This window comes from Maridesulfovibrio frigidus DSM 17176, from assembly GCF_000711735.1.
GTDB lineage: Bacteria > Desulfobacterota > Desulfovibrionia > Desulfovibrionales > Desulfovibrionaceae > Maridesulfovibrio > Maridesulfovibrio frigidus.
Genome location: NZ_JONL01000001.1, coordinates 628372 through 646971 on the forward strand (window position 1 = coordinate 628372; position 18600 = coordinate 646971).

Genomic DNA, 18600 nt, shown 5'->3' on the forward strand with positions numbered 1-18600 from the left:
TATAAAACCTACTACTTGCGACAAATAAAATCATTTTAAAATCTAGAAGAAACTTTTTATGGAATCTCCTATTTTTTTCACAGGATCAGCTTTCTGATCTCCGGAAGAGGTTGAACCGCCTTTTCCAGTGATTGTTTTACCAAGACCTTCAATCACATCTTCCACTCCGCCGATAACACTATTAACAAGAGTAAAGCCTGACTCAGCTAGGATCACGGCAAAACGAGGTAGGTCGACCATTATAGAAGGATTAGCAACAGGACCGGTAATATTGAGCGGAACCGTCAAACCGATAAGGTCATTACTACTTTTGCCGCCCTGACCTTCCAGAGAGCCCACTATCTTAGCGTCTACACCATAATCGAGCATCATAGTGTTAAGGTTCAAATTACCTTTCCCGTCCGCTCTGAAGAGTGGAGACTTCAAAATTAGATCCTTATTAACAGCTACTCCTTTAGTAATGATAGCTGTTGCCGAAGCTTCACCGAACTCGGTTTTGTTTGTGCTGGTCTTATCAAAAGTGCCGCCAGTGAGAATATTAAATGCGTCTCCGGCTAGGAACAAAATATCAAATCCAGTCACATAACCATCCAGAACCTTGAACCCAAAATTACCCTTAAGATTTGCAAAAACGGTCTTTAGATCGTTACCCTTACTTGCAAGTTTGGTATTAAATCCCATTTTCCCGGAGAAATTATCCTTTCCTGTCATTTGCCTTGATAGAGTTTCCCCATCCATTCCACTCAAACTACCTGCGAACGACATGGTTGGTGTTTTACCTCGCACATTCAGACCTGCGGTAGAAGTAAACGCGCCCTTCGCAGCATTAAGCGATAAAGGCTTGATGCTGAGAACTCCATCTTTGGCCCGGACTTTCAAAACAACGTTGGTCAAATCGGCCTTACCTGCAATCAACTGTTTTACACTAAGGTCTGTTTTAAGAGTCAGTTTGCGTAAGAATTCAACAGGAAATAATTCCGTCTTCTCTGTTTTCTTAACGGCCTTATCATCTGACCCTTTTGTGTCAGCTTTTGTTTCGCTTTCTGGTGGAAGATATCCATCTAGATTAAACTTATCTACATCCAAATTAAGTACTATATTAGGGCGATCAGGATTAGCAAAAGAACCTGCCCCTTTGATTGTTGTTTCATCAAGGTTGATCAGCAAATTTGAAATAGCGACAGACTTTGCAGTCCCTGCAACAGCGAAGTTGAGACCGACACTAGTTAAAGCCTTACTGTCGGACATTTTAACATCCATCGCCATCTGATCGAGAGAGCTTCTTGCATCAAACCCGGGCACATTCATATCACCACTGAATTTAAGTGTATCAGTGCCTATTCCAGTAGCCTTGAATGAGCCTTCAGCCTTCACGCCATAAGCTTCAAAGACTAGGTTTCCAATGTCAGCAGTCTTTGCAACAAGGTTCAGAGCAGCGTCACCAGTAACCTGAACTTTACCCTTACCACCAGGCACGGCAGCACCAGTTGCATCAATAGAAAGACTCAATCCCTCAACTGAAAAAGTCTTGAAATCAGCAGAAAGAGTCGCAGTTCCTGAAGTTTCAGTGTCAGCAGAAATCTCTGGTTTCGAAGATTCGGCAAGTACATGAACTTCAAATTTAAAAGGTTCACCTGGAGCAAAGCCATCAATCATAGCATCAAAATCTTCAATAGCCTGACGCACTCCGTTCTGGCGGTTATCCCAAACTATTTTAGCATTCTCAACAACGAGTCCGCCTACACTGATATCCATTTCGCTATCAGATTTTTTGCTAGAGTCAGCAGTCTTCTCAGGTTCATTACTTTTACTAACCAAATCGTCCCAGTTGGTTACACCGGATTTGTTTTTTGACAAATTCAAGGAAAGACCATCTACATCTATACGACGTATATGAACTTTACTAGACAGAAGCGGAATAAGTTTAACACTGATATCCGCAGATTTCAGGCTGAACATATTTTTTTCAGCAAATCCTTTTGCATTTGAAAGAGATACTCCTGAAGTAGTAACCCCGAGCCACGGAAATACCGACAGCTCAATATTTCCATAAAAAGTCAATTGCCGACCAGTTTTATCTAGTACGGCTTTTGATATTTCATCTTTGTAATCATTGGGATCAATTAAGATTGTAGCGAGTACCATTGCAGAGGCAATCAAAACAACCAGGACAGCTGTTACTATCCCTATTATCTTTACCGATTTACTCATGAGTCCAATCTCCATTTATTATTTATGTATGACATAGCGATATTAAAATATGCGCAACAAAATCAACAACACGAAAGGTTCAACATATATCTAAAATAGAAGATAGCCTGTCAGCGAGAAAAATCCAACTATAAATGTTAATAAAGTAGGATGAAGAGCAAAAATAAATAACAAAATCCCCGTAGAAGTAGCATCACTCCCTTTTTTATTGCCAAGATTCCGCAATTCAGGCAGTTAATCTTCATGCAAAAAAAATGGTCATTCGCTATTACAAGCCTAGCGGCGTATGCGACATATCTCTTCACCATGGCTGAGTTGCCAGCAATATTAAACAATCTTTTCGGCTACTGGCCAGAGATTGTAGGTTTTAAATTTGCAAGTAAACTAGGCGACCTTACTCTTTTATATTTTTGCCTTGGGCACATGGCTGTGTTCGGGGCAATAATCCCTTTATATTTAGCAAAAAAATTCGACCTCAAACCCCATAGAAAAGTTCCCGCAATCGTTTTATGGCCCAGTATAGCAGTGCTGATTGGATCGTTTCTTTTATACGCGTCCGGCCAAGGGTTCCTCGACAACATGCTCCACCCTGACCCCGACTTACCATACATGACTGAAGCGTTCTTCTACATTTTCCCGTTCTCATTGGGACTATGCATTTATTCCTGCCTTCTGCTTCCTCGTGCAGTTATGCTAATTATGGATGGAAATAAATTTTCCCCTGCTCTAGAGGCTATTGCTGCAATAGTAACCATGTGGATTTCGTGGCAGGTATACACCCATGATGCTCATATTCTGCCCGAAAAGATCTTTTGGACAGGGATGGTTATAGCCGCAGCAGGTGCGTTATCCAGATCATTCTATTTATCATTTCTAGCCTGTTTCGCAGCTCTATACGGAGCATCAATGGTAAATCCAGTATTTTACAAAATACCATGGGAGCCTATTTTACCGGGCTTTCTTGCAGCATTCGCAGCGTTTTGCATTTACTTGCATTCAAGAGACACACGCCAGTTTCCAAACATGTCCACTTTAGATAAATAAAAACACCTAGCCCTTCAAATCCCATGCTAAAATGCCAGACAAGCTTAAAGGCATATCTGTTAGAACAGTTCAAATGGGATTTTCAAGGTAGGATACGAGAGCTTTCGTAATATTAATCGAGTAGTTTTCGGATGGTGAGAAGTTCGGCGTGAATATCTTTCAGAATAGAATTATCAAAAGTTCTTTCTTCAGTATTCTCAACATTAAATAAAGGCTGCTGCTCCGCAGTATGATGCTGGGCGGAGTTTGACTCATCCTGTGGGTCAAAAGAGTCAAGACGCTTCCGCGCACCTTCAATAGTAAGCCCCTCATCATGTAAGAGAGTCTTGATACGACGAATAAGCTTCACATGGTCATCATTATACAAACGCTGACCAGACGCCGTACGAATAGGCTCTAGTTGCTCAAACTCCCCTTCCCAGAAGCGCAGCACATAAGATTTCAGCCCGACAAGTTTTGCCGCCTGACCTATTTTGTATATTTTTGGTTCATCCTGTAAGCTCATAGCAACCTTACTATCAAAGAGACCACTCTTAGAAAAGACTAAATACGCTATTAATTACGTAATTTTCAATAATTCTAACTAAAAAGACAAAATATTGTTTAGCATCCTAACTTCACAAAAAGATATATTTATTTTATAATAAGCTAACAATCTAAAAAAAACCTTATTCAAGCTTGACAGCAAGATAGGTCTCAAGTATTACTCCGCTTCGTTGAGACGAACATAGGCGCGTAGCTCAGGGGTAGAGCACTTGCTTGACATGCAAGGGGTCAGCAGTTCAAAGCTGCTCGTGCCTACCAAAAAAGTCAATAAAAAGCACCGATTAGAATAAAATCTAATCGGTGCTTTTTATTTGGTATACACTTTGGTCTACATTTCACTCGCTACTGTGGTGATTCTTTTGAGTAACTTTTTTGTCTGGTTAGCTGGCGGTCCCTGTCTGTAATGATGGCAAGGTCAACATCTTTTGAGAAGCGTTCGATACATCCGTATGCTTTGGAAAGTGAAGTTCAGCCTTTGAATACCGTCACATCTGCAAGGTCGGTTTGGGCAATGTGATAGAGGGCCAATGTCAGCCAGTAATCTTTTTCAATGAAGATATTTTACAGAGTCGGTTAGGTTGCAGCTTCTATTGCCTCTAATAGGGCTATTCTGACCTCATCTCTTTGTTCTAGCAAAGTGATATCCTCTAGTAAATCTCGTAATAAATCCTTACAAATAAGACCTTGGGCAACCCACAAAGTATAGTTTTCCATCTCGTCGTAATAAATTTTTATGCAATGGTCATATCCATTAAGTGTAAGAAAAAAAGCACCTAATGCTAATGAGGTTCTTTTGTTACCATCATTGAAGGCATGATCTTTATTTATACTAAAACAAAGATGAGCGAGCTTGTCTAAAAAATTAGGGTAATAATCATCGTTTTGAATATGTTCTAAAATTGATTCTATTCTACCTTTATCTTTTACTCCTGGCATTCCTCCCGAAGTGCGAATGATGGCATTGTGAGTCATGACTACATAATTAATAGGAAAATATAAGGTTTTCATATTAATTTTATTTGTCTTTAAGACGTTTAAACACATTTATGTTTTGTTCAATTTGTGCCTGTAGTTGTTTACTCTTTTCTCCTAGAAATCGTTCAAAATCGGCTTCGGGAACACTTTCAATATACACTTCTAGCTTTTTATGCAGCGCATCTCTAAAGCATAGATCTCGGCTTGCCATTTTCGTTCTTGCTTTTGTAATAAGAGGGATAAATGATGGATGCGCTGAAAAAACTTTAAATAAATTATCTGCTTCGGTGGATGTCAGCTTTTTATTTTGCAGTTCTGATTCTTTTTGTAATTCATGTGCAAAACCTGTCTCAAAGCTTGCAATAAGATCTAGCACTTCAGCGTACATCGTATTCCGCACATTTTCTTTTGCAGCGAGGTTTAGAATTTTTCTATATTCCGATGCATTTTCGTTAAATATGGTTTGGTATACTAAGTTCGTATATTTTGCGTATTTGTACGGATTAGATGTCTGAATATATTTGTTAATCGCACTGGTGAATTGTTTGCGATAATTTTCTTCTTGAAAAGATGATTCTAAATATTCAGTATCTTGTTGATTGATATATTTTGCGTGACCACCTGTTTTATTTGCTAAAACGTCCATGACAATGTCAAGCATCCTATTTCGGATTTGTTTGGCTCGGTCACTATTTTTTATTAGCATGGCAAGATTTAGAACTGCTTTTAAATTAAAAACAGCATACTGGGGGGATTTGTTAAGGACATGTGTGTCCTTGACATGTTGTAAGCTTTTAAATTCTTTTAATTTTTTACCTTTTAAGACGATATATCCATTTTCAGATAGTTCATTTTGATGGTCCACAATATAGCGGTTGAGCGTGCGTATATCTATATCAAGAAGAGTTGCAACTTCTTCTCGGCTAAATTTGAGTTCATTTTCAAATAATAAACCTTCTACGTCTATTACCTGCTTCATTTCATTTATAACAAACGGATTGTTTAAAATGTTTTGTCTATGGACTTTTGATTCTACAAGAGCAGTGGAGTTACTTTTCATAGTGGCTACCTTAGTCCGTTGATAATTGAGTTCATAATAAATGTATTTTATTCGACTTTCTGAGTTGATTCTAAAGCTTAATAACCAGTCAATATGTTGAAATTAAATAATATTTTAATCGTAGAGCCTTTGCCTTCTTGTCGTTCTATTATTAATATCCAGAACTAAAGGAGGATGATCCGTATACAACATATCTCTACAGATCATGATTAGCAAGGCACAGGCCAACAGATTCCCAGAAGAATTTCCAGAAAATCTAAAAGGCAGCATGCCCACCATTGAAGAGATAGACGCAGATTTAATAGGATTAGATGATTCTTCGGAATAGACTCACTAATCCTCCAAAACCTTAACAGCCTTCCGAAATCCGTCAGAGATAAAATGGGATGATTACAAAATCAGCTATCAAACATTATAATATAGGTGCATTTGTGGTATTAAGAAAGGCGAAAGAAGTAGGATTAATTCATAAAACGGGCTTCAAATTAACAGCTTTAGCTTTTTCACCTTGCATCAAGTGGTAATATTTTTGTTGAGTTGTGCGGATACTAGCATGACCAAGCATAGCAGAGACAGCAGCAAGGTCCGCTCCATTTCTAAGCAGCTCTGTTGCCCATAGATGCCTTATGTCATACATCCGTACTGGGTAGTCAATCTCAGCTTTCTCTACAGCAGTATTAAAACTTCTTCTTATTTTCTTTAGAGGCTTGTTTCGATATTCAATTATAAATTTGGATGAAGGATTTAGCTCTCTCTTTTCTTTTAGCTTATTGTTATCGGTTGGATTGAGCGGTATTAAACGGTTTGACGTTGCCGTTTTTGTCCCTCTGACATGTAGGGTAGAGTTCTCATAGCTGTGATCCGACCATTGCAGCGATAACAGCTCTGATCTTCCAGTTCTAGCACCACACATCCATTCAACTTCAATTGCCCAACCTAGGTGCGGCGCAGCCACCTTTATTAACAACTTAAGATCATCTACATTGAGCTGAAGATCTCTTTTGGCTTCTCGTGCTTTTTTCCACTTTTTCAAAGGATTATTGGCGGTGATTTCATGCTCTATGCCGAAGTTAAAAATGGCACTAATATAACCAAGGTACCTATTGCGCGTAGCAACGGAGACATCAGCCCACTGATTCTCTGCAAGTGCTAGAAGATCACTGTAAATTAGTTTTTCTACAGGCGCATGTGTTAAAGCAGGTAAAACAGTTTTGTTTAATATGTTTACCCAGTCTTTTAAAAAAGCCTTACTGACATTTCTTGCTTTCGCATCTCTAATATAGAGTTGCGCTAATTCGTCAAAATAAATGCCCTTCCCCTGGTGAAGCTCTTCGCCATGGGCTTTTTGTAAGGCAATTTCCGCATCTCGTATTTTTGCGGAACTTAAAGCTTCCTTTCCCCGTCCAAAATATTCACGAACGGGACTCTTACGCTCTCTTATCCGGTACTGTATGTAGTAGCGCCCATCTTTGGTTACTCCAATGCCCACACTAGCACTCACGATCTATAGATATAGGGGTAAATCCCCGTTTTTTTCGCGCAGAAAACTGTTTCTTTTCCTGTTTGAAAAAAAGAGGGTTAGCCATGAACTGATCCAAATCATCTTTGTTAAATCTATTTTTGCGTGGCCCGTAGGTAGGAATGGAAAACTCCTCCACATATCGGAGAAGCTGCCTTCTTGAATAACTAATATACTCTGCGGCTTTTGCAGTTGGTATAAATTTTGAGGTAGGTTCCATATCGCTTCCATCCTTGTACAGTTTTTCACACTGTTTCTAAAAAGGAACAGAAAGTCAATATATATAATTTTTCAGAAATTTTGTTTTTTTCTAGGAACTAGACTGAGTACTTTAAACTGCTTTTTTACTAGTGACAGAAGCTAAGTCTTGGCGTTCTACAATTTTTTTTGCAGAATTGATTACAGTATCTGGAGAACACCCCAGCGTAGAACACAGCTTTGAGAGCTCCTCTATAGTAATAAGCTCCCCTTTAAAAATACCCTCAATTCGCTCTATAGGAATCGCTGATCTTTTTTGAATATCACTACTGCTAACGTATAAACTTTTAGCCATATTTCTTAGGACAATCCCAACTTCTGAGTCAAAAGAGTTCTTTTCTTGAGTCCTAACAGGGACAAGGTCTTCCCAGTTTAAATCTAACCTATCTACGATTCTTACTATCGTCTTCAGATTAGCCCCTTCCTGGTGATCGTTTAACCATCTGGAAATCATCGATTTTACAATATCAAGTTTTTTCGAAGTTGCAGTCAGGCTAGACTGCTCAACTTCAATTTTTACAGCTGATTTTATGTTTTTCCAGATAAAATCAAAATTTTTATTAGTTTTCATCTTATATATATACGGCAGAAACGGTTCCTTGTTAGGAACAAAGTTGTTGACTTTTTATTCCTAATTAGGAACAGTGCCTCATGTCATCAATAATAATAAAGCTTTTAAAGACAAAAACATTATCTCAAGTCTCTAAGGAAACCGGGCTAGGGCGTACTTCTGTTTATATGCATAGCACAGGAGAGCGAGAAATAAGCAAGAAAGCTGCACTCGCTTACAATGTTGCATATGCGATTCCTTTAAAGGAACTTTTACCGGAGCTTTTTAGCAATGAAAAGGAATGAGCGAGGCTTCGCAAAAGTAGAATTTTTGGCAAATATTGCGAAGATCAAAGACTTAGCAAGCAAAGGATATTCGAAGAAGGCAGTTTATCACAAGCTTATAGAAGCAGGCACTTTGTCTGTAAGTTATTCCCATTTCTGCCGTTTTGACCTCTCAGGAAATATTTCAAAAACAAGCAATTTCACCCCAGGTGTACCCAACACCAGATCCGCCCCCGCTCTAGCCTCTGCGATCTCCGCAAAGAATTGCGAGGGCGGATCCCCTAAAGGAAGCTCTCTCTTTGTTCATAAGAAAGCAGTTACCGACGAAGACCTAGAGCAAGAATTAGTTGGCGAATAAACAACAGGAGAATTTAGAATGGCGACCATTAACATGATTTTACAAGGCAAAGGCGGCGTAGGCAAAAGCCTAGTTGCAAGTCTCATCACTCAATACCTCATAGAAAAAGGGCAAGACGTCTGTTGCGTGGACACAGATCCCGTTAACGCAACTTTTGCCGGCTACAAAAAATTCAACGTCACAGCTCTTGATATTATGAATGGAGACGACATTGATCCCAGGCGTTTTGACACTCTGGTTGAAATGATGATGGCCCTGCCGGATGAGTCTGAAATGGTAATAGATAATGGAGCGGCAACCTTTGTTCCCCTAGCCAGCTATCTTGCAGATAATAACGTTTTTGAACTCCTTCTCGAAAGTGGCCACACAATTAATCTTCATACAGTCATAACAGGCGGACAAGCTCTGCCGGATACTCTAAGCGGTTTAAATTCGCTACTTAAAGCCTTTCCGACGCCAATCTATGTCTGGCTTAACGGCTATTTCGGACAGATCAATCTCAAAGGTAAAAACTTTGAGGACTTCAAAGTTTTCAAAGAGAATACCTCCCGCTTTCCAGCTCTGATCAGACTTCCCGAAAAAAAGAAAGAAACTTTTGGCAGAGATCTTGAAAACCTTCTCACGGCAAAAATGTCTTTTCAGGAAGCTCAAGACAGCGACCTCCCTATCATGACGAGACAAAGACTCCGCATGTCATGGACTGAAATCAAAGCTGAACTTGAAAAAAGTGATCTGTAAGGACAATTCATGTCTACTGAAAATAACGCCCCCCTCACCATCCAGAAAGTGCGCGAGCTTATCGCTGAAAAGCACAACATCCTACTTGATGAGAATGATCCTATTCTCATGCTTGTAACGGTGCATCGCGCCTTTCTGGATGAGTTTGAATCAATGCTCAGTCAACAGAGAATTAAGACTGAAAAAGACATGAATCAACATGTTGCGAATTTTGCCTCAGAAGTTCGTAAATCAACAAACAGCCTTTTAAGTAAGGCTGTTAAGGCAAACATAGACAACTGCCTGAGCGTAATAAGTGCACACCAGGAAACAATGTCTGACTTTCTATCCAAGGTAAAATCTATGGCCATTCTGTCCGGCGTGCTGTTCGTACTGTCCTTGATTGTTACAGTCTCAACTCTTGTGTGGGGTGCATAATGGAAGATCGACTCGTAAACAATCTGATTCATAATATGGGGCCCATCATTATTTCAGCTCTGAAAGATAAAAATGTAGCAGAGATAATGGTTAATCCCGATGGCAAGCTTTGGATCGAGCGATTTGGTGAAGATATGCATATCGCAGGAGAAATAGACCCGGATCAAACCGCCAGAATAGTTTCCCTAGTTGCAAGTGCGCTGGATTCTACTGTGACGAAAGAAGAACCGATTGTTGAAGGGGAACTACCAAAGACTGCGCCACTTAACGCATGTAGATTTGAGGGAGTTTTTCCGCCAGTTGTGGACGCAGCCGCTTTTACTATTAGAAAAAAAGCCAGTCAGATCTTTCCGCTTGAGGACTATGTTGAAGGCGGAATTATGACTCATGAAGTATTGCAATCAATACATACAGCCATATCCGACAAAAAAAACATCGTAGTCTTCGGTGGAACCAGTTCTGGAAAAACGACTCTCGTAAATGGCATTATCAAAGCTATCGCAGAAATCTCCCCCAATGACCGGCTTATCATTATTGAAGATACAGCAGAGCTGCAAAGCGAATCTCCCAATACTCTTTTTCTCAGAGCAACAGACCATACCCCCATTCAATCTTTAGTTCAGGCAAGCATGAGACTGCGGCCGGACAGAATACTGATTGGAGAGGTCAGAGCGGCTAATGCCACTATCGAATTACTTAAAAGTTGGAACACCGGACACCCTGGAGGAGTTTCAACTCTTCATGCCAACTCTGCCGCAGATGGGTTGCAGAGAATTGAAGATCTGATTGCTGAAAAAAGTAATTTCCCTATGCCGCGCCTGGTCGGAGCGGCTGTTGATTTCATTATCTATATCCACAAATCAAGAACTGTCAAAGCAGGTCGGAGGGTATCAGAAGTAGCAAAAGTTCTGGGCTACGACTCTCAAAAACAAGAGTACAAATTGGAGTACATCCACAATGAAAATAAGTACTAAGCTGTCACAATTTTTCATGCTTGTTGTTCTTCTGCTTCCAGAAGCAGCTTTTGCAAGTGGCCTTGATGAATTTCAGGGACCAATCGATAAAATTTTAGGCACGGTTTCTGGCCCTGTCGGCGGAGCAATATCCGCCATAGCTATCGCGATTTGCGGCATAACATTTATCATGAAACGCGCAGAACTCGGGGAAGGATTCAAAATTTTTCTATCTGTTGTGGTTGGTATCTGTTTCATAGCTTTAGCCAACAGCCTTGTTCAGTCGATGTTCACTTTTAGCGGGGCTGTTCTATGAGTTCCCAAAGCCTAGATCTCAGAACAGTACCTGTTCGCAGATCCCTCCATAGACATTCGCTGATGATGGGAGCTGAACGAGATCTCGTCATGTATGCGGCCTTGATTGGTTTTGTCCTAGCTGTTGGTGGAAAAACAATTTTATCTGCCAGCGTTGCAATAATTTTTTGGATTGTAAGTGTGTTTCTACTCCAGATTATGGGCAAAGCGGATCCGCAAATGTCCAAGATATGGTTTCGCCAAAATGCACAACAAAATGAATACCCGGCAAGATCAACTCCATGGAGGCGATAACATGATTTCACTAAAAGACTACCGCGATAAACAAAAAGGATTACCTGATTTGTTACCATATGCGGCCATGGTGGATAATGGAATCGTACTTTGTAAAAACGGTGCATTATTAGCTAGCTGGTTTTTCAGATCACAGGACACAGCCTCTAGCACACCCGATGAACTTGCAACCGTTAGTGCAAAAGTCAATCAGGCTCTAAAACAATTGGGATCTGGCTGGTTGTGTAATGTAGATGCAATCAGATTTCCGTCCACAAGCTACCCTGCTCCAGGCGCAAGTTTTTTCCCTGACAGTACAACCAAGGCAATAGAAAATGAACGCAGAGCTGTTTTCGAATCAGGATTTTTTTACACTACAAAAACTTACCTGACGGTTACTTATACACCTCAGCTTAACGCTGACAAAATCAAGAAATATGCTGGAAATTCCGGAACGGTAAACCACCAGCTTGAAAAACAAATAAGTGATTTCAAAAAAACTCTTGTTCAACTTGAAGATTCTTTGTCTCTATGCCTCCTTCTTGAAAGGCTCACAGACTACACTTATGAAGACGAATTCGGAAAAAACAGAACGATTTCGCCATTGCTCAGTTTTCTCCACACCTGCGTTACCGGCGAAAATCAGGAAATTGTATTACCGGATACGCCTATGTATCTGGACGCAGTTATAGGCAGTAAAGATTTAATTGCTGGCGATCTGCCATCCATAGATAATAAATATATTCAGGTTTTAGCTATTGATGGGTTACCAGCAGAAAGCTGGCCTTCAATGCTATCTTGCCTTGAAGGAATTCCTCTAGAATACCGCTTTTCAAGCCGATTTATTTGCATGGATCAGTTCGAAGCACTTAAGGAATTGGAGCTGTACCGTAAGACATGGCAGCAGCAGGTTTTTAAATTCTTTGACGTTATGTTCAACAAGGCCAACCCCAGAGCTAATCGCGATGCGGTTTCCATGACAAATGATGCTGAAAAAGCAATTGCGGAATTGCAATCAGGTATTGTTTCTGCCGGATTCTATACAGCATGCATTGTACTGCTCGGTAAAAATTTAGAAGAGCTTGAAGAATACACAAGACTACTTAGCAGGCTTGTAAGGGAGAAAAATTTCAGTTGCCGGACAGAGACAACCAATGCTCTTGAAGCATGGCTTGGAACTCATCCAGGAAACGGGGTTGCAAACATCCGCCGCCCTATCATTAATTCAATGAACCTTGCTGACATGCTTCCTCTAGCAACGATATGGCCTGGCAGAGAATTCAACCCTTCACCTATGTTTCCACCATATTCTCCGGCCCTGATGCATTGCGCAACGGAAGGATCAACTCCGTTCAGGCTCAACCTTCACGCGGGAGATATCGGGCATACTTTGATTTTCGGGCCTACCGGATCAGGTAAGTCCACCCTTCTTGGAATTCTTGCTGCGCAATTCAGACGCTACAAAGGCGCAACTATCTTTGCTTTTGACAAAGGCATGTCTCTGTATCCGCTTTGTGCAGGATCTGGAGGATCACATTATGAGATAGCGGGCGAAGATTCGTCCCTTTCATTTGCTCCTCTTTCATACGTTGATTCTGACGCAGAACAAAGTTGGGCTGAAGAATGGATTGAAACACTAGTTAAGCTTCAGGGTTTTACAGTTCTTCCCGCCCATCGAAATTCAATTCATCAAGCTATGAATCTTCTCAGAGAAAATCCTTCTGAAATGCGGTCCCTTACAGATTTCTATCATCTCTTACAGGACGAACAACTACGAGAAGCTATCAAACATTACACCGAAGCTGGAGCAATGGGCCATTTACTGGACGCCAAAACGGATAATCTGGGTATGGATGACTTCATGGTGTTTGAAATTGAAGAGCTCATGAATCTTGGAGATAAAAATCTTATCCCCGTTCTGCTTTACCTTTTTCATCGCATACAAAAAGCCCTTAAAGGGCAACCCGCAATGCTCGTGCTTGATGAAGCTTGGATCATGCTTGGCCATGATGTTTTTCGAGAACAAATAAGGGAATGGCTCAAGGTTTTACGTAAAGCCAATTGCGCTGTTGTTTTGGCAACGCAGTCATTATCTGATGCAGTCCGTTCTGGAATCTTAGATGTTCTTGTAGAGTCCTGCCCAACCAAAATATTTCTATCAAATGAAAGCGCTATTCAAGAAGTTCAGCGAAAACTTTATCAAGATCTAGGTCTCAACTCTACCCAAATACAAATTATAGCTTCTGCCGTGCCTAAACAGGACTACTACATAGTTTCTCCCGAAGGGCGCAGGCTTATAGATTTGGCACTAGGTCCAGTTGCTCTTTCCTTTGTCGGATCATCTGACAAGGGCAGTATTGCGCGAATTAAGAAACTAAATGCAGAGCATGGGCAGAGTTGGCCGGAAAAATGGTTGGAAGAAAGACAAGGGGATTTCAGATGAGGAAATTCATAATCACTTCCACTCTTTTTATTTTGCTTTCCACCCTGACAGCCCCGGCCTCTGCAATGGTCGTAACCTGCACCAATTGTAGTGACAGATTTTTGCAAGCTTTAGAGCGAGCTACAAGCATCGAGCAGCTAGAGGGTATGTGGAAAACTTACGCTGAAGAAATGATGCAGACTCAGCAACAAATCATGATGGTGAAGCAAAATATTGAGCAGTACGTCAACATGGTAAAAAACACTATTCGGCTACCGTTCTCAATCAAAAACACCGTCATGAGAGACTTTAAAAACCTTGCATCCCTATCTAAAAATCTCGTCACAACCATGGGCGAACTTGATGTCATGGATGGAATCTATGACTCATATTATCCAAGCTTCAGCTATGCAAAAGATCTCGTAGGACTTCCTTCAAGTGATGTTAATCCGAAATATTACGAATATTATTCCAAGTGGTCAGAAAGAGTGGATGAAGCAACCAAGGCCACCTTTAAAGTCTCAGGCCAGCAATTGAAAGAGATCAGTGAATCTGACGAATTTGACTCATATATTGAAGACCTTCTCAGCACACCTGACGGCCGTATGCAGGCATTAGAAGCGGCGAATCAACTTACTGGAGTTCAGATTTCAGAGATGCGCAAGCTACGTGCGCTTATGGCTACTCATATTCAAAATCAGGCACAGGTTGAACAGAAGAAGGAAAAGATTGATCAGATTAAAGATCTTAATAGCAAAAGATTTATTGAAAACAACCTAGCTGATCAGGCAAAAAAACTTTTGAGTGAAGGGAACTAATCATGCTGTTTTATATTATTCTTTTTCCTTTTTATCTAAAAGCTTTTGAACTTGAACTGCCAAATCATTTTGGACAAAATCTTTCGTTGCCTGTTCAGTCTTTTGTTCACGTAGAACTTTTTCCTCCTGAGCCTTTTCAATATCACTTTGACCACAAGCTGACAGCAAAATACTCAAGAACAGAGTGGTTAAAAAACAAATTAATAAACGCATTTAAACTCCTTATTTTAATTCTAAACATTATAAAAAATACTATTTTTAATGTCAATTTTTTTGTTATTTTACCTATATTGATACTAATATTTTTTTGCTCAGACTTGGCTTTTGCTGATGCAGCAGAAAAAACAACACAAAGCCTAGACTTTCCCTCAAAATTGCTTTTTGAGATTGAAGCGGCCGCTAAAACATGGGGGCCAGCTATTCAAGGGTATTCCCTCAGCCTATTCAAAAAATTGCTCATAATAGAAATGGCATGGATGGGTATTCAAGCAATCCTTAAAGGTTCTGATCTCCAGCAACTCTTAGCAGAATTTGTGCTGCTGATTATATATGCATGTTTTATGCTAGCGATTTTGTACCATTATGAAGAGTGGGCCAATGCTTTAATCAAATCTTTTGGGAGTGTTGCAATTAAAACCGGGGCACCTAAAACTAGTCCCAAAGAAATCTTTGTCTATGGGCTCATAATTATAGGAAATTTGCTAAACAATCTTAGTGTATTAAATGTACCTCTAAGCATTGGAATAGTCTTATGCTGCTTTATCATAGCTATTACTTTCACACTGATCACAGCTCAAGTGGTTATGGTGAAATGTGAAGCGTTTATAGTGCTCAATGCTGGGGCCATTCTTCTAGGATTCGGTGGTTCCAAGTTTACTAAAGATTATGCAATAAATTTTCTTCGCTACGCCCTTTCTGTTGCTGTAAAACTCTTTGTTCTACAGCTCTTACTCAGCATGAGCATGAATTTTATTGAAAAATTCACTACCGTCAACTCTCAAAGCTTCGCCGATATCTTTCTAGTAATTTGCTCCTCTATCCTGATCCTCGCTCTCGTCAAATCCATCCCAGATATAGTTTCCGGAATTGTAAACGGCTCCCACGTATCCACTGGCAGTGCTCTGACTTCCGCATTTTCTGCGGTCGGAATTGGCACTATGGCGGCGATGCAAGGCATTAAAACTGCCGGAGGTGGAGCTATTGATGCGAAACGTGGAGTTGATGCTTTGCGTGAAGCTACAAGCATGGCCGGATCACAAGGATCAACAGGCTTTGCCAAGGGAATGCAGACTTTAAAGAACCTTGGTGGAGCCATGCGCGACAACATCGGAGACAGCAGCATGGGCAACGTTAGAAGTAGCATGAAAGCTCGCCATGAAGCGTTTAAAATGGAGCAAGATTCAGGAACTGAAAATCCCAATAAATAGCAGCCCATTTTAACTGCGACAACAATAAAAAAACTCAGGAATAACCAGCTATGTCGGACAAAACAATGAACCCATATTTAGATGCTCGAACAGAATGGCTCGAACGATACGGTTCTTACATAGAAAGCCGTAATCAGTGGAGGATCGCATCACTCATAGCTCTTCTGATTGCGGTGCTGTCTATCAGTATAAACATCATCCAGATCACGCAAAACAAAGTCATTCCCTATGTGGTTGAGGTGGACAAACTCGGCCACTCTGTTGCGGTTAAACGCGCAGATTCAACGGTCAATGTGTCCGACCGGATTATTCAGGCTGAAATTGCGAATCTCATTGTTAACTGGCGTTCAGTAACTGCGGATCTCGGGCTACAGAAAAAGATGGTTACTAAAATGTCTTCCTTTGTAACAGGAGCGGCTCGTGGAGCCACCCGCTCTTGGTACGAAGCTAACAACCCATATGAACGAGGTCAGAAGGTTCTTGTTGAAGTCGATATCAAAGGAATTCCTCTTCCTGTCAGCAGTGAAAGCTGGCGCATCGAATGGCTAGAGACAATCCGCAACCATTCCGGTGTGGCCATGTCCAGCACTAAGTATGAAGCAACTTTGAAGGTCCGCATTTCTTCCCCAACAACAGACAGCCAAATTATCAGGAATCCTGCCGGTGTTTATATCACCGAATTGTCCTGGGCAAAACTTCTTGAGCAATAGGAGCCGTAATGAACCGAATTATTTTCATATCATTTTGCCTTGTTCTACTAACTTGTAATTCTGTCTCAGCAGCAACTGAAACGGACCAACAAGGGCTAGTAAATAAGGTATTTGCCCAGCACAATCCTGCTCCTGAAAACAATTCAGGAAGGAAGAGCGAAAAGCTGAGAGAAGTGGCGATAAACCAACCCGCTCCAGACTATATCAGCAAAACGGACGTTCGTCTGAATAGTAAGGAATGGAAGGCTTTAAAACTCTCTAAGGAGTGGATAAACCGCAAAGTAAACCCAATAATGCATAGCAACGGCAAGATTGTTTATGTTTTTGGAGCAACTCTTCCCACCATCATTTGTTCCCCGCTCATGGCTTCTGACCTTGAGTTTCAGCCCGGAGAAAACGTCAACGATGTCATAATCGGCGACACAGCCAGATGGATTGTTGTTGTCGCTCAATCAGGTCTTTCAGGCCGCGAAAGCACTCACCTTGTTATCAAGCCGCTTGATGCAGGGCTTGTAACGACCGCTGTTATTACTACCGACCGCAGAACTTACCATCTTAAACTTGTATCCCGCCGCAAGGGGTACACCCCGTATGTCGCGTTCATCTATCCTGAAGATCAGGAGAAAATTCTTAAGGCAAGTTTGAAGAAGAAACGCCGCAAAGAGTCTTGGAAAACTACGGAAATCGAAGGAAATCCTACAGATATTTCCGCGTTGGATTTTGGCTACTCCATCACAGGAGATGAAGCCAGCTGGAAGCCGATGCGAGTCTATAACGACGGCATTCGAACTTTTATTCAGCTCCCCAGAACATCCACTCAGACTGAAATCCCTGTTCTACTTGTTGAGAAAGCTGGAGAAGAAGCGATCGTCAATTACAGGGTCAAAGGTAACGCCATGATCGTGGATGAGATCTTTGAAAAAGCAATTCTGGTGGCCGGAACAGGCATGGATCAGGAAAAAGTTGAAATCAAAAGATTGGAGGACAAATGAGATATTTAATTATCCTTCTTTTACTAATCATTCCGACTACAGGATGCACAGCTCTTAACTCCATGAAGAAACATGTGACCATCGCAGAACAGACTGCGCCCATGTATGAGGATCACGAAGTTGAACCTTTGGTTGAAGAAACTGCGCTCAAAGTAGCAAGCCATTACCCTCCCGGCAGGACTGTTTTTCATATGACAGCTTCAGACAATCCTTTCGGCAGGATGTTTGAAAACAATCTGCGCAGTCAAGGGTTTCAATTCAGCCCTAAAACTACCGATCATAATGTCTTAAATGTGAATCAGGTGTTCGATGCCATCGGCAACAGCACCATGTATTATTTGCATTTTCAGTCTTCTGACGGCTGGTCATTCGGACAAGTCTATAACCTGACTTTTGAAGGATTTGAACGAGCCGGGCTCCTTACCCAGACACCCGCCTTTTTTGAATTTGTCGGTGATGAATCAAAGCAGGTTGAATCTCCACTTGATGAGAATTGGAACATCAAACCAGGCGGCCTCAAAGATCAACTCAAACGCTGGGCAAGCAGATCAGAATATCAGCTCGTATGGAAAGCCGGTCACGATTTCGAAATGCAAGCGCACGCCACTTTCAGAGACACATTTCCCAGAGCGGTTAAACGGATGTTTTCCAGAATGCACGCCGGCGGCAACTCCCTGCGCGTAACTATTTATCAAGCAAACAAAGTCATTGAAGTATGCGAGGACTAAAA

At 41.1% G+C, this 18600-nt stretch carries 23 protein-coding genes, 1 tRNA gene and 1 pseudogene; 16 read left to right on the top strand and 9 right to left on the bottom strand.

Annotated elements, in window-relative coordinates; translation table 11 throughout:
• Nucleotides 1-42: 42 nt before the first annotated feature.
• Nucleotides 43-2211: an AsmA family protein gene (locus tag BR06_RS0103000; protein WP_031479983.1), complete on the bottom strand. Its 2169-nt coding sequence runs from the start codon at nucleotides 2209-2211 to the stop codon at nucleotides 43-45.
• Between the two features lie 243 nt (nucleotides 2212-2454).
• On the opposite strand from BR06_RS0103000, the gene BR06_RS0103005 reads away from it, so the two are divergent.
• On the top strand, nucleotides 2455-3255 hold the full coding sequence (locus tag BR06_RS0103005; RefSeq protein WP_031479985.1) for a hypothetical protein: 801 nt from the start codon (nucleotides 2455-2457) through the stop codon (nucleotides 3253-3255).
• A gap of 112 nt (nucleotides 3256-3367) precedes the next feature.
• On the opposite strand, the gene BR06_RS20860 is transcribed toward BR06_RS0103005, so the two are convergent.
• Nucleotides 3368-3760 carry a MerR family transcriptional regulator gene (locus BR06_RS20860; RefSeq protein WP_031479987.1) on the bottom strand — a complete coding sequence of 131 codons (393 nt, stop codon included), beginning with the start codon at nucleotides 3758-3760 and terminating at the stop codon, nucleotides 3368-3370.
• A gap of 224 nt (nucleotides 3761-3984) precedes the next feature.
• Between BR06_RS20860 and BR06_RS0103015 the strand changes: the two genes are divergently transcribed.
• Nucleotides 3985-4059: transfer RNA gene (locus BR06_RS0103015), tRNA-Val, on the top strand.
• A gap of 84 nt (nucleotides 4060-4143) precedes the next feature.
• Here BR06_RS0103015 and BR06_RS20905 read toward each other — a convergent pair.
• The 3 genes and pseudogenes from BR06_RS20905 to BR06_RS0103025 all read right to left on the bottom strand — a co-directional run.
• Nucleotides 4144-4257: pseudogene (locus BR06_RS20905) on the bottom strand (hypothetical protein); the annotation flags it as partial.
• A gap of 117 nt (nucleotides 4258-4374) precedes the next feature.
• On the bottom strand, nucleotides 4375-4845 hold the full coding sequence (locus BR06_RS0103020) for a type II toxin-antitoxin system death-on-curing family toxin (protein WP_456085385.1): 471 nt from the start codon (nucleotides 4843-4845) through the stop codon (nucleotides 4375-4377).
• Nucleotides 4817-5836, bottom strand: a complete 1020-nt coding sequence (locus BR06_RS0103025; RefSeq protein ID WP_031479991.1) for a hypothetical protein — start codon at nucleotides 5834-5836, stop codon at nucleotides 4817-4819. Before BR06_RS0103025 ends, BR06_RS0103020 begins: the two co-directional genes overlap by 29 nt.
• 205 nt (nucleotides 5837-6041) lie before the next feature.
• On the opposite strand from BR06_RS0103025, the gene BR06_RS20820 reads away from it, so the two are divergent.
• On the top strand, nucleotides 6042-6164 hold the full coding sequence (locus tag BR06_RS20820; RefSeq protein ID WP_268870777.1) for a hypothetical protein: 123 nt from the start codon (nucleotides 6042-6044) through the stop codon (nucleotides 6162-6164).
• Between the two features lie 138 nt (nucleotides 6165-6302).
• Here BR06_RS20820 and BR06_RS0103035 read toward each other — a convergent pair whose 3' ends face one another.
• The 3 genes from BR06_RS0103035 to BR06_RS0103045 all read right to left on the bottom strand — a co-directional run bounded on the left by BR06_RS0103035 (nucleotide 6303) and on the right by BR06_RS0103045 (nucleotide 8184).
• Complete coding sequence (locus tag BR06_RS0103035) at nucleotides 6303-7325, bottom strand: tyrosine-type recombinase/integrase (protein ID WP_031479993.1); 1023 nt, start codon at nucleotides 7323-7325, stop codon at nucleotides 6303-6305.
• 1 nt (nucleotide 7326) lies between these two features.
• Entirely contained in the window at nucleotides 7327-7575 is a 249-nt protein-coding gene (locus BR06_RS0103040; RefSeq protein WP_031479995.1) for a MerR family transcriptional regulator, read from the bottom strand.
• Between the two features lie 111 nt (nucleotides 7576-7686).
• Nucleotides 7687-8184, bottom strand: a complete 498-nt coding sequence (locus BR06_RS0103045) for a helix-turn-helix domain-containing protein (RefSeq protein ID WP_031479997.1) — start codon at nucleotides 8182-8184, stop codon at nucleotides 7687-7689.
• 80 nt (nucleotides 8185-8264) lie between these two features.
• Between BR06_RS0103045 and BR06_RS0103050 the strand changes: the two genes are divergently transcribed.
• Genes BR06_RS0103050 through trbJ form a run of 9 tightly spaced genes read left to right on the top strand, consistent with a single transcriptional unit; the run spans nucleotide 8265 to nucleotide 14741 of the window.
• The gene (locus BR06_RS0103050) at nucleotides 8265-8468 is read left to right on the top strand and encodes a hypothetical protein (RefSeq protein ID WP_031479999.1); all 204 of its coding nucleotides are present in this window, start codon (nucleotides 8265-8267) and stop codon (nucleotides 8466-8468) included.
• Nucleotides 8455-8805 carry a TraK family protein gene (locus BR06_RS0103055; RefSeq protein ID WP_031480001.1) on the top strand — a complete coding sequence of 117 codons (351 nt, stop codon included), beginning with the start codon at nucleotides 8455-8457 and terminating at the stop codon, nucleotides 8803-8805. Before BR06_RS0103050 ends, BR06_RS0103055 begins: the two co-directional genes overlap by 14 nt.
• Before the next feature lie 18 nt (nucleotides 8806-8823).
• Entirely contained in the window at nucleotides 8824-9543 is a 720-nt protein-coding gene (locus BR06_RS0103060; RefSeq protein ID WP_031480004.1) for a nucleotide-binding protein, read from the top strand.
• Nucleotides 9544-9552: 9 nt separating this feature from the next.
• Entirely contained in the window at nucleotides 9553-9960 is a 408-nt protein-coding gene (locus BR06_RS0103065) for a hypothetical protein (protein WP_031480006.1), read from the top strand.
• A complete protein-coding gene (trbB, locus tag BR06_RS0103070) occupies nucleotides 9960-10934 on the top strand; it encodes a P-type conjugative transfer ATPase TrbB (RefSeq protein ID WP_031480008.1) in 975 nt (324 codons plus the stop codon). Before BR06_RS0103065 ends, trbB begins: the two co-directional genes overlap by 1 nt.
• Entirely contained in the window at nucleotides 10918-11229 is a 312-nt protein-coding gene (locus BR06_RS0103075) for a TrbC/VirB2 family protein (protein WP_031480010.1), read from the top strand. Before trbB ends, BR06_RS0103075 begins: the two co-directional genes overlap by 17 nt.
• The gene (gene trbD / locus BR06_RS0103080; protein WP_031480012.1) at nucleotides 11226-11522 is read left to right on the top strand and encodes a conjugal transfer protein TrbD; all 297 of its coding nucleotides are present in this window, start codon (nucleotides 11226-11228) and stop codon (nucleotides 11520-11522) included. The genes BR06_RS0103075 and trbD overlap by 4 nt, the downstream gene beginning before the upstream one ends.
• Before the next feature lies 1 nt (nucleotide 11523).
• Entirely contained in the window at nucleotides 11524-13944 is a 2421-nt protein-coding gene (locus BR06_RS0103085; RefSeq protein WP_031480014.1) for a VirB4 family type IV secretion/conjugal transfer ATPase, read from the top strand.
• Nucleotides 13941-14741, top strand: a complete 801-nt coding sequence (trbJ, locus tag BR06_RS19535) for a P-type conjugative transfer protein TrbJ (RefSeq protein ID WP_051676875.1) — start codon at nucleotides 13941-13943, stop codon at nucleotides 14739-14741. The genes BR06_RS0103085 and trbJ overlap by 4 nt, the downstream gene beginning before the upstream one ends.
• A 15-nt stretch (nucleotides 14742-14756) precedes the next feature.
• Here the strand turns inward: trbJ and BR06_RS20465 are convergent, their stop codons facing one another.
• The gene (locus BR06_RS20465; protein WP_169738212.1) at nucleotides 14757-14954 is read right to left on the bottom strand and encodes a hypothetical protein; all 198 of its coding nucleotides are present in this window, start codon (nucleotides 14952-14954) and stop codon (nucleotides 14757-14759) included.
• A gap of 104 nt (nucleotides 14955-15058) precedes the next feature.
• Here BR06_RS20465 and trbL point away from each other — a divergent pair, with 104 nt between their 5' ends.
• The 4 genes from trbL to BR06_RS0103110 are packed head-to-tail and all read left to right on the top strand — an operon-like array spanning nucleotide 15059 to nucleotide 18598.
• On the top strand, nucleotides 15059-16168 hold the full coding sequence (trbL, locus tag BR06_RS0103095; RefSeq protein ID WP_169738213.1) for a P-type conjugative transfer protein TrbL: 1110 nt from the start codon (nucleotides 15059-15061) through the stop codon (nucleotides 16166-16168).
• A gap of 50 nt (nucleotides 16169-16218) precedes the next feature.
• Complete coding sequence (locus BR06_RS0103100; RefSeq protein WP_031480020.1) at nucleotides 16219-16878, top strand: type IV secretion system protein; 660 nt, start codon at nucleotides 16219-16221, stop codon at nucleotides 16876-16878.
• Nucleotides 16879-16886: 8 nt separating this feature from the next.
• On the top strand, nucleotides 16887-17870 hold the full coding sequence (gene trbG, locus BR06_RS0103105; RefSeq protein ID WP_031480022.1) for a P-type conjugative transfer protein TrbG: 984 nt from the start codon (nucleotides 16887-16889) through the stop codon (nucleotides 17868-17870).
• A complete protein-coding gene (locus BR06_RS0103110; RefSeq protein ID WP_031480024.1) occupies nucleotides 17867-18598 on the top strand; it encodes a TcpQ domain-containing protein in 732 nt (243 codons plus the stop codon). The genes trbG and BR06_RS0103110 overlap by 4 nt, the downstream gene beginning before the upstream one ends.
• The last annotated feature ends 2 nt before the right edge of the window (nucleotides 18599-18600 follow it).